The organism is Microbacterium sp. LCT-H2, assembly GCF_001866135.1.
Taxonomy (GTDB): domain Bacteria; phylum Actinomycetota; class Actinomycetes; order Actinomycetales; family Microbacteriaceae; genus Microbacterium.
Genome location: NZ_MODW01000001.1, coordinates 901,416 through 915,824, shown reverse-complemented (window position 1 = coordinate 915,824; position 14,409 = coordinate 901,416). Strand labels below are relative to the sequence as shown.

Genomic DNA, 14,409 nt, shown 5'->3' with positions numbered 1-14,409 from the left:
ACGGATCGGCGGCTGGGCCGGCTCAGAGGCCGCTGTTGCGGGCGTCGCGACGGACGCTGCGCCCCGTGATGCGCTCGATGCGGAACGACAGCGGGAGATCCCGGTCTTCTCCGGCCCACGGATGCACCCGCGCCGACGCCGCGGCCGCGTGCTCCTCGGGTACCTGCGACAGGACACCGTGCATCAGCACGCTCCAGCCCAGGCCGCCGATCGGATCGTGGTAGTCGACCTCGAACGCGACCTCGGCCGACTCGCGGGAGAGGGCCGCCAGGTGGCCGTCCGGTGACGCGCGCAGGAGCAGCTCGTGCCCCGAGACGACGAAGTTCACCGGATGGATCTGCACCAGGCCCTCGTCGACGAATCCGATGCGGCCCACCGTGGTGGTCGCCAGCAACTCGTACGACTGCTGCTCGTCGAGTTCGTTGATCATGCGAACACTCCCTCCCCGTGTGCCGCCAGTGTAGCCACGGCGCCGCAGATCATCGAGGGCACCGGATCGGAATCACCCGGTGAGGTGTCAGGACGACCATGCCTCCAGCTCGACGGTGAGCTCGTCCCGTCATCCTCGCGCCGGGCGGGTGGTCACTCGAAGCCGGGGTAGTCCTGCAGTCGTTCCTCGAACTCCGCGCGGTCGGCCTCGCTCAGCACCTTGCCGGCGATGACCACGAGCTGGAGCCCCTCGACCGGCTCGCCGGTGCGTGCACTCTGCGCCTCCCGCGAGGTGCGGAAGCCGCCGTCGGCATCGTTCGACAGATCGTAGATGTTGGCGTAGAAGCGCAAGGGGTCGGGGTAGTTCTCCGTGTAGTACTCCCATGTCGTCTGCATCTGCGGGTCGTCGCTGCCGTAGAGCTTGGCGATCATGGACGGGTCGATGCCGGAGTTCGCGGGGTCGTTGAACGAGTAGAGATTCCACAGGCCGTGGGCTGCCACGACCTCGTCGATCGCGGCCATCACCTCGAGCTTGCGCGCATAGCCCTGCACGGGCTGCTCGGTCGCCCAGGCCGCGGTCGTGTACTCGGACAGCATCGACTCCCCGCCGTAGCCGTTGCGCTCCGGCCGGAGGTCCTCGTCGCCCACCTGAACCCACGTGAACCCGAAGTCGGCGGAGAGCCGCTCCCGGATGTCGGTGAAGAGAGCGTCGGCCTCGGCGCGCACCTCCTCCAGGGACTGCTGGGTGAGCGCCTCCTGCGGGGCCGTGCCCTTGATCCCCGGGTAGGCCTCCGCGTGTCGCTGTTCCGCGGTCTTCACGCCCTCGTAGTTGCCGGATGCCGAGGTGCGCAGCGCGCTGAGCCCCCCGACCGTCGCGACGTTGAACAGGACGGTCAGGACGAGGGCGACGATGCCCAGGCGGCGCCCGCCGGTGGTGAACAGCGCGGCGACGATCACGCCGAGCACCACGAGCTGCAGTGTGATCATCGTCACCCCGTACAGCAGGTCGGTGCCGCCGGCCACGAGCGTGCCGAACAGGATCAGGACGAAGAGGATGGCGGCCACCAGGGCGATCCAGCCGAGGGCGTTCGCCGCGGGCTTCTTCTCCTCGGTCGCCAGCAGGGAGGGGACGGGCGGCGTGGGACCGACCGGCTGCTGTCGCCGGGCGCCGCGGTACCCCCCGGGCGGCGGGACCGGCGGGGCGCCCTCGGTGCCGCCGACATAGCGGGCGCGCTGTCGCTCGCGATCGCTCACCACGGCTTGTCCGCTCCGGTGCCGCCGGGTTCGTCGCCCTGCTGCTGATCGCGTTCCTGCGTCCCCTGCTCGAGCTTGTCCTGGAGGTCCTGCAGCTTGTCCTCGGACGGCTGCGGCTCCTCCTGCTGCTCCTGCTGCTCCTGGGGCTGCTGTTGCTGCTCCTGTTCTTGTTGCTTCTGCTTGAGGCGGTCCTCGGTGCTGTCGAGGGTGTCCGTCATGTCGCGCTCGGGATCGGGAGACTGCTGCTGCGCCTCCTCGCTGTGGCACTCCTCCGGAGTCTCGACGGTGATCGTCAGCGCCTCGCCGTAGAGAGCCGTCGCGGCGGCGCCGTCTCCCTCGGCCCTGGCGGCATCGCCCATCCGCTCGATGACGAGGGCGAGGTTGACCCGGACCGGGCAGACCTCGAGCCCGGTCGCGAGGTCGAGTGAGCGCTCCAGCTCCGCGCGGGCGGCAGGGAGCTCCTCGGCACCAGCCAGTGCGGTGCCGACGTTGTACGGCGCCTTGTACGGTTCGAACCAGTTCAGGACGTCCTGTCCGCGCGCCGAGGCCTCGGAGCCGGCGAAGTCGTCGATGACGTACGCGGTGATGGCCTGGTGGGCGAACGCGTACATGCTCAGCAGTTTGCCCACGAAGAGCAACGCAGCGAGGGTGAGCGGGATCGTCCCGATCGCGACCCAGCGGCGGATGAGGCGCCGACGGCGGTTCGAGCGGAGGAGGGCTGCGGCGGCGTCGTCCTGCGCAGGCGTCACGACCCACCTCCTCCCCTGTCGTCGGCGTCTGAACATCCTATCCGCGACGATCGGGCGCGACGGGTACGGCGATACGAAGAACGCCGACCCCAACTGATCGAGGTCGGCGTCCGTCGCGTGTGCGGTCCGGTTACTGCGCAGCCGTGACGCGGAACGTGTCGAAGGCCACGCCGAGCGGCGCGGTCGCGCTCGCGGAGCGGCTGCCGCTCAGGCCCACGCCACCCGCCGGCAGCGGGGTGGTGTCGGTCGCTCGGAGCTGCCAGTCGGCGGGCTCCGCGGCATCGCTCGCCCAGAGCTTCGCGACGAGGGAGACCTTGTCCGTCCCCGTCACGGCCGCCCTGAGCGTGTAGGCGGTGCCCGGGGTGACCGTGACGCCGTTCAGTGCCCGGGTCGCGAGGACGGTGCCGTCGCGGTGGGCCACGAGCCAGACCGTGCCGTCCGGCCGGAGCCAGGCGCGGACGAGGTAGCGACCCGCGGAGGAGTCTCGGGCGATGACCCCGATGTAGGAGCCTCCTGTGCTCGACGGCTGATCGACGCGGAAGGTCGTCTCCAGCGCCGGGTTCGGCACCGACGGTGCGTTCAGCGTCGCGTGACGGGTGCCCCCTGCGGCCAGCTTCAGCTGTCCGGAGCCGTCGGCGACGCTGGCCGCGGCTGCGGACCCGCCGGCGATCTTCCACGCTCCGCCCGTGAGGGCTTCACCCCAGCCGGGACCGGCCGTGCGGTCGAACTCGTCGCTCGCGAGCGGCGCGGGTTCCGCCACCACGGCTTCCCGCGTGGTCGTGGCAGAGCCGCCGATGTCGTCCGTCACCGTGAGGGTGACGGTCCGCGTCCCGGCCGTCGCGTACGTGTGCGTCGCCGATGCTCCGTCACCGGTCGTGCCATCACCCCAGTCCCAGCGGTAGCTGCGGATGGTGCCGTCGGCGTCCGTCGATGCCGACGCGTCGGCCGACACCGTCAGCTCCGAGGCCGAGAGCGTGAACGAGGCCGTGGGCAGGGTGTTCGCCCCCTGCACGACGATCTGCTTCGTGACCGATCCCACGAGGTTCTGGCTGTCGGTGACCGTGAGCGTGACCGCGTACGTGCCGGGCTTCGCGTAGGCGTGCGACGGCGTCTTGCCCGTACCGGTCGTACCGTCGCCGAAGTCCCAGCGATAGTCCGAGATCGTGGTGGTCCCCGGCGGCACGGAGGTGCTCGCGTCGAACGCGACGTCGAGCCCGGTGACGGCTGCCGTGAAGGCGGCAACCGGAGCCGTGGAGCCCGTGCCGACGGCGTAGTGGGTCTTGACCTGTGCGGCGCTCAGTCCGTACGGGTAGACCGCGAACTCATCGACATTGCCGACGAGGTGGGCATCGCCGGCAAGGTTGGCAGGGGCGGCAAGAGTCTTGGTCGGCGCATTCGGCCAACCCTTCAGCCGGCCACCGCCAATCTTCCAGAACCCGGTGAAGTCCTGCGCTTTGGTGACGTTAGGGAGCTGGCCGTCGAGCTTCCCGTCGATGAAGAGCTTCATTCCCTCGGGGCTCACCGACGCCACGACATGATGCCAGCGGTTGTCGTTGTATGCCGTCGCGGTCGTGAGCACTTTGGTGCCGTCGTTGTAGACCCCGAAGTTCAGGCGGCCATCGTCTGACATGTAGACGGTTCGGTCGTAGTTCCTCGAGTAGAAGCCAGCGGCCGAACTCTCGAAGTCGAACAACACGCCGCCCGCGGTCGTCGAGGTCTTAAACCACATCTCGGCCGAGAACGATGACGGCGCCGCGGCTTTCGTGGTCGTGTCGACTCGTCCGGTCTCTGTCCCGTCGAGGGCTGTCGCCCCGGCCACGCCCTTCGGCACGCCTGATGACTGAGGCGTCGCTCCTGAGCGGAAGATGGGGTTGTTCGTACCTGCCACATCCTGCGCGACGGTTCCCAACGGGTAGTACAGCTGGGGTCCGTCAGCGAGCACGGCGTCGGAGTACGGAGGTGTCGAACCAGCCACCGTGACGGTCGCCGTCTTGCTCGTGACGGTGTTGCCGTTGCCGTCCGTGGCTGTGAACGTGTACCTCTGCTGCGAACCGGCCGGAGCCGTGTCTTCGAAGGTGATGGCGGGCAGGTTCCACCAGGTGGAGTCCGCCTTCGTGGTGAACAGCGGCGCGGTGGAGCCTTCGCGGCGCAGTTCATAGGTGAGCGTGAGGTCGTCCCGGTCCCAGTTGGACGGGATCGAGACCTTCACACGCCCGGGGGTGAGCGAAGTCGCTGTCGGCACCCACTTGTCGCCGGAGAGGCGGGGTCCGTCCTTCGGGCCGCCGGGAGGAGTCGTCGAGAATCGCACGAGTCCTTCGAACTGTCCGTTGTTGACCGAGCGGAACTCGCCGCCGATGGAGACCATGTTCCCGGTGCCGGTGATGGACAGTCCGGCCTGGCCCAGACCGGTGGTCGTGCCGACCGCCCAGTCGGGCGACCAGGCGTACGGCGACGGTGCCGGAGTGCCACCCCAGTCCTTGCGGCCCGGTGCCGTGGGCTGCGGAGCAAGCGTCCCCCTGGCATCGGCGGTGTAGGCCTCGGAGTACCGGTGGACGCGCGGACCCTGCTCCGGGTGGAGTCCCAGAGTTTCGCATGAATGCGTGTGGCTGGTCGTGTAGACGACCTTACCCGTGGAGTAGACGCCGTAATGGTCGCCGAGGCAGTCCGCGATCCAGCGCACCTTTCCGGTGCCGGCCTCGGCGGCGAAGGTGCCTTCCAGATTGCCCGTCGCCGCGTCGGCGTACCCCCAGCCGGTGCCGTACACACCGGTCGCGTCGGTGGCGAGACCGAAGGTTCCGGCCTTGCCGGCGTAGATGCCCGATCCCGCGCCGTTCTTGACCGTCTTAGCAAACTCCCACTCGGTGTTCAGCGCTCCGGTGGTCTTGTCGACGGAGGCGCTGCCGCGCATCTCGGTGTTGCCGTTGACCTGCGAGAAGCGCCCGCCGATGATCGTGTCCTCGCCTGCCGGATCCATGACCATGGCATCGACCTGGAGGTCGGTCTTCGGGGCCCAGGGCCGGAGCGCGCCGTTGGTGGTGTCGAACGCGGCCAGGTTCTTCCGCGGCGTGCCGTTGGCCTGGGTGAAGAGGCCGCCGGCATAGACGGTCGTCCCCGACGTCGCCAGCGCGTAGACGCCGGATCCGCCGATGGAGGGGACGAAGCCCGGGACGAGCTCGCCGGTCTTCGCGTCGATCGCGGCGATGTTCCAGCGGTCCTTGCCGTTGACCTTGTTGAACGAGCCGCCGATGTAGATGCGAGACCCGTCGGGCGAGGCGGCGACGGCCTTGATCACGCCGTTGACCTGCGGGGCGAACGGCAGCAGCGCTCCCGTGTCGATGTTGTAGGCGAGCACGTTCGAGCGAGCCGTCAGCGCGGTCCCCGGAGCGGCCTTGGGCTCGCGGGCGTTGTCGAACTTGCCGACCGCGTACACGATGGACCCGATCGTCGTCTGCGCCCACACGTACCCGTTGTCGATCTGCACGGTCGGGATCGGATCGGACGTGACGACGTTCTCGTCCCGCTGCAACAGCGGAGGCAGCCCCCCCGGATCGTCGGCGGCCGCCGCCGCGGCGGCACCCCCACCGAGGGCGACCAGGCCCGCGGCAACCATCACCCCCGCGATCGCTCCGGCCACGCCCGTGCGCGCGCGCTTCCAGACAGCACTCTTCCCCATGTGTGTTCCCCAGTCATTCCATGGCCGACCCCACGTCGGCACGACATCGTCGGACGATCGACCGCGAGAGCTCCCCCAGAGATGCTCGGACCGCGGCGGTTCGTACCGACGAACCCCCGCCGAAGGCACAGAAGCCCTCGGCAGGTAACACAATACCATCGCCGGGCGCGGAGTACACGCCGTGCCCGCACGGATGCCCGGGGTCTCGGGCGCTGTCAGGGGGTGTCGAGGGGAGCGGGCCGCGCCGCGCGGGGAGCGCGCAGGCCTCGGAGTCGCGCGACCAGGATCGTGGCGCGGGTGAGCTCCACGCCGAGAGCGGCGAGGACGACCAGCGCGGCGACCCAGTACAGCTCGACCACGTTCCCCACCTCGCCGGCGTCGGCATAGGCGGTGGTGCTCGACGGTGCGGCGGGGAGGGTCGGGGCGGCGTCCGCCTCCCGGTGCTCGTACCCGACGCCGAGCTGCCCGGCGATCGTCTCGAGGTTCCCCTCGTCGATGACGGAGAGGGCGTCCGCTCCCTGGTACTGGATGTACTCGGAGCCGTTCTGGTCGAGCCCGCCCGTCGTGACGCGCATGGGACCACCCTCCGTCGTGCCGTACCCGAAGACGGCACCCGCGTCGGTGTAGCGTGCGCTGTCGGCGAAGGACTCCGGGGTGGACCCCGTGGTCTGCTCGCCGTCGCCGAAGTAGAAGACCATGCGCGAACGGTCCGGCGACGACTCCGCCGCCGCGGCGAGGGTCTCGCTCAGCAGCGGAGCGGCCACGCCGATCGAGCTGCCGCGCGACTGGCTCGTGACCTCGGGGCGCAGCACGTCGAGTGAGCCGAGCAGGGCGGTGGTGTCGGTGGTCAGCGGGATCCGCAGCTGGGCTGCCGCATCCGAGGTGAGGAGGGCGAAGCGGGCGCCGGGGTACTCCTCTACGAGCGCGCGCGCGTCGGCGCGCACACCGTCGAGGCGGGGAGAGCCGTCGTCCCAGTCCTCGGCCACGATGCTCGCGGTGGTGTCGACGACGAGCACGATGTCGGTGTCGGTCGCCAGGGTCTGCGTGGAGCCTCCGGGCAGCCCCGGCCGCAGCAGCATCACGGCGCAGGCGAGCACCATCACGAGGCGCAGCGCCCAGAGGGACCGATGTACGGCGAGAGCACGTCGGTCGGTCACGACCTCGCCCCCGGCCCGCGGAGCGCGGACGAGCATCCAGACGGCCACGCCGGCGACGCCGGCGCACAGCAGCAGGATGAGGAGTACAGGGAGCACGGGCTGGAAGATCACAGGCGCACCCTCCAGACCAGCACGACGAAGCCGAGCGCGAGGACCGACAGGACGGCGATCCACAGGTTCGGGGTGTCCGTCCAGACCACCTGCGCCTCGCCGCGCAGCGCCGTGGCCTCCTGCTTCTGGACCTCGTCGATGATGTCCCCGACCGTCGTCGTGTCGCGGAGCCCGTACGCGGCGCCTCCCGTGGCCTCGGCGGCGGCGGCCAGCTCGGCGCTGACGTCGGCGTCCTTGCCCTCGACCGGATTGATCGCGAACACCCGCACGTCCTTCGAGGCCGCATACGCCGCGGCCTCGTCGAGCGACACGATCGAGGCGCCGTTGATCTCGTTGTCCGTCGCGAAGATCACCGATCGCGACCGGTCGTCGTCCGGGTGATCGAAGCCCATGGTGCAGGCCGCGAGTCCGTCGCCGATGAGGGAGGCGCCGTCGCCGTTCAGGGTGCCCAGCCAGTGCTCCGGGATCTCGTCCACGTAGTCGAAGCTCGACATCATGCTCGCCAGGTGTTCGCGGATGAAATCGTAGTCGTCGGTGAGGGGGAAGATCTGCACGGGGGAGCTGTTGAAGATCGTCAGGCCGATGCGCTCGCCCTCGAAGCCGTCGAGCAGCTCGTCGAACACCGAGAGCACCTCGACGTCGACCTCCGACATCGAACCCGACACGTCCAGGCAGAGCATGATGTCGCGGCTCGTGTCGACGGGTTGGATCGTCTGGGCGGACATCGGACGCGCGGCCACGACGCCGGCCGCCAGCGCGGCAACCGCCCCGAGGGCGAGCACGCCGGTCAGAGCGACGGCGCGACGGGACAGCGCCTGGCGGAAGGACGGCAGCGCTCGCAGCCGCTCCGCCCTGGCCACGCGAGCGGTATCCGCCGCGCGCCGGTCCCGATGACGGCGCAGGCCGACCGCGAGGCCGATCGCCACCGCGACGATGACGACCGCCGCAGCCAGGACCAGCATCCAGACGTTCGCTAGTGCCACGCGCGCACCACCGTCCTGGCGGCTTCGGCGCCGGCGACCGGATCGATGGCGGGTCCCTGCCGGAAGATGCTCGGATAGTAGTGGCGGCCCATCGCGTCGATGAGCGCCGGGTGCACGCCGCGGGAGACGAGGTCGTCGAGGGCGAGCACCGGCGCTTCCAGGCCGCTGTACTCATTGACGAACGTGCGCACGACGCGGCTCAGCTCCAGGTTCGCCTGCCGCGCGGAGAGACGGCGGTCCCGGTAGTCGTGCTCGACGCGGTCGATGCGGTCGAGGTACTCCGAGCGCAGAGCGGACAGCACGTCGAGCGTGGACGGCTGACCGGCATCCGAGGACGCTCCGGAGGCGGCGGTGCGGGGGCGCGTGAGCCGGAACAGCAGCCACGCACCGACGATCAGCAGGGCCAGGATGCCGAGCGCGAGCAGCATCCATCCCCACCCGTACTGCGCGGGCGGGTAGAGCTCGTCAGAACCGGGCATCGGACCTCCGGTTCAACAGGTGCAGAAGCTGCGGAACAGCGTCGTCCTGACCGTCGAGCGCGGCGTGACTGATCTCCATCCGTGTGAGCAGATCGGCGAGCCGGGCGGCGTCGGCCGCCCGCTGCGCACGGAGCTCGTTCACGATCGTGCGGTCGCCCTGGATGAAATCGGGGACCTCCCAGAGACTGTCGACGTCGGCGCGCAGCCGGGCGGAACGGTGGTCGAGCACCGGTTCGGCGTCGCGCAGGGTGAGCCAGAGCACGTCGTGCTGCACGCGCAGGCGGCGCAGCAGGCGCTCTGTCTCGGTGGTGACGGGGGCCTCGTCGGTGAGCACGACGACGATCATGCGCCGGGCGATCGTCCGCGTGACGAAGGACAGCAGGGCGTCCCGATCGCTGGGGGCCGCCGCGTCGTCGACCGCGCGGTCGATCGTCCGCAGCGCGTGTTCGAGGGCCCCTTCGCTGCGCCCCGGCGCCAGCCGGCGGACGCGGGAGGCGTCGCCGTAGACGACCGTGAAGTCGTCGCCGTGCCGGAGTGTCAGCACCCCGAGTGCTCCGGTCGCCAGGATCGCCAGGTCCTTCTTCGAGCGCTCGTCCGCGGCGAGAGCGGTCATCGAGCGTCCCGTGTCGACGACGAACATCACCGTGTGCATACGCGTGGCCCGTGACCGCTTGACCAACGGCATGCCGAGGCGGGCCGTCGCGCGCCAGTCGATGTCGCGCACCTGGTCGCCGTACTCGTACTTGCGCAGGTCCTCGAAGTCGAGGCTCCGCCCGTGCAGCAACGACGCGTAGGCGCCGTCGAGCGCGTGCAGCGACTTGCGGTTCGAGTGGATGAAGAGCTTGCTCTTCACCTGCGTGATGAGGCTGGGCATCGGGCGCGGGATCCCTGGACGTGTCGACGGGTCAGGGGGTGGGCACGGCGGCGAAGATCTGGTCGATGATCTCCTCGCTGCGGATGCCCTCGGCGTCGGCCTCGAACGTCAGCAGCACGCGGTGTCGCAGCACGAGGTGGCGCAGGGCGCGGATGTCCTCGGGGAGGACGTGGGTCCGGCCGCTGAGGAGGGCGAGGGCGCGGGAGGCCTGGAGGAAGGCGATGCTGGCCCGAGGGCTCGCGCCGTACTTGATGAAGCGGGCGCGCTCGTCCCCGATGTACGGCGCGGGATTCCGGGTCACATACGCGATCGACACGATGTAGTTGCGGATCGCGGGGTCGACGTAGATGCGGCTCGCGACGTCCTGCAGCAGGTGCACGTCGTCCAGCGTGACGGCGCTGTGCACGTGCCGGTCGGGGTCGAGCACGCCCGAGTCGATGCGGCTGAGGATCTCGAACTCCTCCGCCGGGCTCGGGTACTCCACGATCTCCTTGAGGAGGAACCGGTCCATCTGCGCCTCGGGCAGCTCGTAGGTGCCCTCCTGCTCGATGGGGTTCTGCGTCGCGATCACGAGGAACGGCTTCGGCAGCGGGTGGATCTCGCCGCCGATGGTGGTCTGGTGCTCCTGCATCGCCTCGAGCATGGCGCTCTGGGTCTTGGCGCTGGAGCGGTTGATCTCGTCGAGCAGCACGAAGTTCGCATGCACGGGACCGAGCACCGTGCGGAAGCTGCCCGTCGCGGCGTCGTAGATCTGGTTGCCCGTGATGTCGCTCGGCAGGAGGTCGGGCGTGCACTGGATGCGCTTGAACTTCGCCTTCACGGTGTCGGCGAGCGTGCTGGCGGCGGTGGTCTTGGCGAGGCCGGGCACGCTCTCCAGGAGGATGTGGCCGCCGGCGATGAGCGCCACGAGCAGGCTGGTGCGCAGACGTTCCTGGCCCACCATCTTGGCGGAGTAGGCGTCGGAGATCGTCTGCAGCACGGCACCGGCGCGCGCCATCTCGGCGTCGGTCGGAGCGGCGGCGGGGGCCGCGGCGGCGATCGGCGCGCCGGACGCGGGGGGCGGCGGGGGCGCGGAGATCGTCGGCGGGGTCTGCGCGTCGGCGTCGGTCATCGGTCTTCGTCTCCCTCGGTCACACGCGGGCCCGCACGGCGCGCCCCTCCGCCGACCAGCGTAATCGCATCCGCGCGGACCGACCTCGACCCGCGCGGGCGGCGCGCTCAGCGCGAGCGCCGCCCGCGCATGCGCGTGATGAGCACGCCGAGCAGGCACAGCGCGCCACCCACGAACATGAGCGGGGTGGGCACCTCCCCGAGGATCAGCCACGACAGGAGGATCGCGAGGGCCGGGACCACGTATGTCGTCGCGGAGGTCTTCCCCGCGGAGCTGCGCTGCAGCACGTACGCCCAGGTGGTGAAGGCGATGGCGGTGGGGAAGATGCCGAGGTAGACCACCCACAGCGTCGCGTCGAGGGGCGCCGTCTGCACGTCGGCGATCAACGCGCCGAGCCAGGGAAGCAGCGCGATCGTGCCGGCGGCCGCCCCGAGCCAGGTCAGCGTGGTGGCGTCGACCCCCGAGGTGAGCAGGTGCTTCTGCAGCAGGGTGCACCCCGCGTACATGACCGCGGCGAGAAGGGCCAGCAGGAGGCCCGTGAGGTCGGGGCCGGTGCTGCTGGTGGAGTTCATGCCGATGAGGACCACCCCGAGGAAGGCGATGGGGGCGCCGATCACGAGGGGGCGGGGGAATCCCTCCCGGAGGAAGAGACCGCTGAAGACGACGACCATGAGCGGCGCCAGGTTGACGACCATCGCGGCGGTCCCGGCGTCGAGGGTCCGTTCGGCGCTGTTGAGGGCCAGGTTGTAGACGCAGAACCATCCGACACCCCACGCGGCGATCAGCAGCCAGTGGCGGCGCTCCGGGAGCCGGATGCCGTGCCGCAGCGCAATGATCGTCAGCACGAGGGTGCCCACGGCCATGCGCAGCAGCGCCAAGGCCCCGGGGTCGTAGTGCGGCCCCGCGCCCCGGATCCCGATGAAGGCCGAGGCCCAGAGCACCACCGTCACCGCGGCCGCGAGCAGGACCAGGGCGCCGCGCGATCGCGCCGGCGAGCCCTGCGGGTCGAGCCGCTCCGATGCCCTGATGTCCTGTCGCACCGTCCGATCCTGGCACCGGCCGCCGACATCGGCGATGCGCGGAAGCGACAGCCGTCGTCGCATTCCCGCCAGCGTCGCCGCGGGGCGCTGCTAACGTCGAAGAGCAGCCACTGTCCGGGCAGGTCGAGCGTTCCGCTCCCACCGGGGAAGAACTGTCCTCCTCTCCCGGATACGGCTGCGCCCGATACATGACGGAAGAGTTTGAGGACGATACGTGACGAACAGTGAACGAGTAGCGATCATCGGCGCCGGCCCCTCGGGGATGGCGCAGCTGCGGGCCTTCGAGTCCGCGGCCCGCGCGGGGGCGGAGATCCCCGAACTGGTCTGCTTCGAGAAGCAGGCCGACTGGGGCGGCCAGTGGAACTACACCTGGCGCACCGGGCTGGACGAGTACGGCGAGCCCGTGCACTCCAGCATGTACCGCAACCTGTGGTCGAACGGCCCGAAGGAGGCCCTGGAGTTCGCCGACTACACCTTCGACGAGCACTTCGGACGGCCGATCTCGTCGTACCCGCCGCGTCCGGTGCTGTGGGACTACATCGCCGGGCGTCTCGCGAAGACGCAGGTGCGCGACCTCATCCGCTTCGAGACCGCGGTGCGCTGGGTGGAGTTCGACGAGGACCGTGAGGTTTTCCGTCTCACCAGCGAGCACCTGCCGACCGGACGCACGACCACGGAGGAGTTCGACCGGGTCGTCGTGGCCAGCGGGCACTTCTCCTTCCCGAACGTGCCGCACTTCGACGGCATCGAGACCTTCCCCGGATCCGTCGCCCACGCGCACGACTTCCGGGGCGCGGAGGCCCTCGCCGGGCGGGACGTGCTCGTGATCGGGTCGAGCTACTCGGCGGAGGACATCGGCAGCCAGGCCTTCAAGATGGGCGCCCGCTCGGTCACCGCGAGCTACCGGACCGCGCCGATGGGCTACGACTGGCCGGAGGGCTTCGAGGAGCGTCCGTGCGTCGAGCGCTTCGAGGGCCGCACCGTGCACTTCGCCGACGGCACCTCGAAGGAGGTCGACGCGGTCATCCTCTGCACCGGCTACCTGCACAAGTACCCGTTCCTGCCCGCGGAGCTCGCCCTGTCCTCGCCGAACAACGTCTACCCCGACGGGCTGTACCGGGGCGTGCTCTGGCAGGGCAACCCGCGCCTCGCCTACCTCGGCGCGCAGGACCAGTGGTTCACGTTCAACATGTTCGACGCGCAGGCGTGGTTCGTGCGCGACGTCATCCTCGGCCGCATCGCCCTGCCAGACGCGGGTGAGCGTGCCGCGTCCATCGCCACGTGGCGGAAGCGGTTCGCGGAGATCGACTCGGCGGCGACGGAGATCCGCTTCCAGGCCGACTACATCCGCGACCTGCTGGAGTGCACCGACTATCCGGCGTTCGACCTCGATCGCGTCGTGGAGATCTTCCTCGCATGGAAACACGACAAGAAGGCCGACATCATGGGCTACCGCGACCGCGTGTACCCCTCGGTCATGACCGGGACGCTCGCCGCCGCACACCACACCCCGTGGCTGGACGAGCTCGACGACTCTCTCGAGCGCTACCTCGAGGCCGACGCGCTCCTCGTCTGATCGCCGACCCACCCCCTTCCGGCCGTCCCACCCCTTTTCGTACGTTCGCAAGGGGGTGGGGCGCACGGGAAGGGGTGGGTCACAGCCGGGCCCGACGCCGCCCGATCCCCACGACGAGCGCGGCAGCGGCGAGGATGATCGCGGCGATGAGGAGGACCCAGAGCGCGACGCCGCCGTAGCCGCCGTTCAGCGCGGGATCGAGGAAGGGGTAGGGGTACCACCAGGGGTTGCCGGTCGCGGGTGCGGTCACGAGGTTCGCGCGGAGCAGCGTGTAGATCACCCACACGATGGGGAAGATCGCGGCGATCCCCACAGTGCCCCAGCTGAGTGCGCGACGACGCGGCGCGAACAGCACGTCGGCGAGCAGGACGAGCGGGATGACGACGTGCAGCACCTCGTTCGACCAGGCGACCGTGGCTCCCTGCGGCAGCGCGATCCCGCGGAGCAGCGTGTTGTAGACGACGCCCGTGACGATCATGTAGGTGCTCGCGCACACGAGGAGTGTCGCCAGCCACGTCGGCTCGACTCTCGCGTCGCGGTGCGTCAGCGCCCAGATCCCGCCGACGGCCAGCACCACCGCGGCCAGCACGTTGGAGAGGATCGTGAAGAAGCTGAAGAAGTTTGCGAACACGGTGGGCAGGTGCGCGCCCCACGCGGTGTCCGCGGCGAGGGCGATCTCCAGCGTGCGCACGAGCTGCGCCACGATCGCCGCCACCGCGAGCGCCGCCGCCGCGAGTCGGATGTAGGGCCACCACCGCGTCATCGCCACCTCCGTCGACACTGTAGCGGGATGGGAACCGCGCCCTCCCGGCACGATGCGGGATTAAAACCGTGCTTCCGACAGCCGGATCAGGAGCATATTCCGTCCCGTATCGAGCTTCCCGGAGGCTGTCGGAGGCCTGCCGATAGGATGGGAGCGCCCGAAGAGGGCCAGCTCATCGGCCGGTGCAAACCCGGCGAAAGCCAAGGGGTT

The 14,409-nt window shown here is 70.0% G+C and carries 12 protein-coding genes; 1 reads left to right on the top strand and 11 read right to left on the bottom strand.

Annotation, left to right across the window (positions count from 1 at the left end):
• Nucleotides 1-22: 22 nt before the first annotated feature.
• The 10 genes from BK819_RS04260 to BK819_RS04215 form a co-directional block, all read right to left on the bottom strand.
• Nucleotides 23-430 carry a pyridoxamine 5'-phosphate oxidase family protein gene (locus BK819_RS04260; RefSeq protein WP_071327998.1) on the bottom strand — a complete coding sequence of 136 codons (408 nt, stop codon included), beginning with the start codon at nucleotides 428-430 and terminating at the stop codon, nucleotides 23-25.
• 152 nt (nucleotides 431-582) lie between these two features.
• Nucleotides 583-1,683, bottom strand: a complete 1,101-nt coding sequence (locus BK819_RS04255; RefSeq protein WP_256209369.1) for a DUF4064 domain-containing protein — start codon at nucleotides 1,681-1,683, stop codon at nucleotides 583-585.
• Complete coding sequence (locus BK819_RS04250; protein ID WP_256209368.1) at nucleotides 1,680-2,432, bottom strand: hypothetical protein; 753 nt, start codon at nucleotides 2,430-2,432, stop codon at nucleotides 1,680-1,682. The genes BK819_RS04255 and BK819_RS04250 overlap by 4 nt, the downstream gene beginning before the upstream one ends.
• A 130-nt stretch (nucleotides 2,433-2,562) precedes the next feature.
• Entirely contained in the window at nucleotides 2,563-6,105 is a 3,543-nt protein-coding gene (locus BK819_RS04245) for a PKD domain-containing protein (RefSeq protein WP_256209367.1), read from the bottom strand.
• A 215-nt stretch (nucleotides 6,106-6,320) separates the two neighbouring features.
• Nucleotides 6,321-7,373 carry a VWA domain-containing protein gene (locus tag BK819_RS04240; protein WP_071327995.1) on the bottom strand — a complete coding sequence of 351 codons (1,053 nt, stop codon included), beginning with the start codon at nucleotides 7,371-7,373 and terminating at the stop codon, nucleotides 6,321-6,323.
• Entirely contained in the window at nucleotides 7,370-8,356 is a 987-nt protein-coding gene (locus BK819_RS04235) for a VWA domain-containing protein (RefSeq protein WP_256209366.1), read from the bottom strand. Before BK819_RS04235 ends, BK819_RS04240 begins: the two co-directional genes overlap by 4 nt.
• Nucleotides 8,347-8,835: a hypothetical protein gene (locus BK819_RS04230; protein ID WP_071327993.1), complete on the bottom strand. Its 489-nt coding sequence runs from the start codon at nucleotides 8,833-8,835 to the stop codon at nucleotides 8,347-8,349. The genes BK819_RS04235 and BK819_RS04230 overlap by 10 nt, the downstream gene beginning before the upstream one ends.
• Nucleotides 8,822-9,709 (bottom strand): DUF58 domain-containing protein, encoded by an 888-nt coding sequence (locus BK819_RS04225; protein WP_071327992.1) that lies wholly within the window; start codon nucleotides 9,707-9,709, stop codon nucleotides 8,822-8,824. Before BK819_RS04225 ends, BK819_RS04230 begins: the two co-directional genes overlap by 14 nt.
• Before the next feature lie 31 nt (nucleotides 9,710-9,740).
• Nucleotides 9,741-10,820 (bottom strand): MoxR family ATPase, encoded by a 1,080-nt coding sequence (locus BK819_RS04220; protein WP_177173784.1) that lies wholly within the window; start codon nucleotides 10,818-10,820, stop codon nucleotides 9,741-9,743.
• A 107-nt stretch (nucleotides 10,821-10,927) separates the two neighbouring features.
• The gene (locus BK819_RS04215; RefSeq protein ID WP_071327991.1) at nucleotides 10,928-11,860 is read right to left on the bottom strand and encodes a DMT family transporter; all 933 of its coding nucleotides are present in this window, start codon (nucleotides 11,858-11,860) and stop codon (nucleotides 10,928-10,930) included.
• A 214-nt stretch (nucleotides 11,861-12,074) separates the two neighbouring features.
• Here BK819_RS04215 and BK819_RS04210 point away from each other — a divergent pair, with 214 nt between their 5' ends.
• Nucleotides 12,075-13,436 (top strand): NAD(P)-binding domain-containing protein, encoded by a 1,362-nt coding sequence (locus tag BK819_RS04210; protein ID WP_083391648.1) that lies wholly within the window; start codon nucleotides 12,075-12,077, stop codon nucleotides 13,434-13,436.
• Nucleotides 13,437-13,515: 79 nt separating this feature from the next.
• Here the strand turns inward: BK819_RS04210 and BK819_RS04205 are convergent, their stop codons facing one another.
• On the bottom strand, nucleotides 13,516-14,199 hold the full coding sequence (locus BK819_RS04205) for a Pr6Pr family membrane protein (protein ID WP_071327989.1): 684 nt from the start codon (nucleotides 14,197-14,199) through the stop codon (nucleotides 13,516-13,518).
• Nucleotides 14,200-14,409: the final 210 nt, after the last annotated feature.